Annotated in this window: 1 protein-coding gene; it reads right to left on the bottom strand. The window is 59.8% G+C overall.

Features of this window, described 5'->3' with window-relative positions:
* Window positions 1-210 (bottom strand): transposase (locus tag AB4Y32_RS40475; RefSeq protein ID WP_368726586.1); only part of this gene is annotated, 210 nt, incomplete at its 3' end.
* Between the last annotated feature and the right edge of the window lie 193 nt (window positions 211-403).

Genomic DNA, 403 nt, shown 5'->3' with positions numbered 1-403 from the left:
TACCAGCCGCTTGAGTCGCTGGTTTTCCTCTTCCAGTTGCCTCAAACGTCGCGCTTCCGACACATCCATGCCGCCGTAGCGGCTACGCCAGTTATAGAACGTCGCATCTGAAATGCCGTGCTTGCGGCACAGGTCCGCGACCTTCATGCCTGCATCGGCTTCCTTCAGCATCCCGATGTTCTGCTCTTCGCTAAACCGCGACTGCTTCATGACAAGGTTTCTCCTGCGGCCTTGCCACTAACTTTACAGTGGGATACTTCAGAGGGGGGCAGGTCAGCACCCGCCGCGCCGGCGGGAGGAAGGGTAAAACATGGCGCCGTAAACGACCGCGGCCCCGCCTGTTGGAGGGCGGGGCCGGGTGCTGTGTAAGGAGCCTGACGATTACCTACTTTCACACGGGCAA

The organism is Paraburkholderia phymatum, from assembly GCF_040965635.1.
Taxonomy (GTDB): domain Bacteria; phylum Pseudomonadota; class Gammaproteobacteria; order Burkholderiales; family Burkholderiaceae; genus Paraburkholderia; species Paraburkholderia phymatum_B.
The sequence above is the reverse complement of the archived record's forward strand: the minus strand, read 5'-3'. Positions and strand labels throughout refer to the sequence as shown.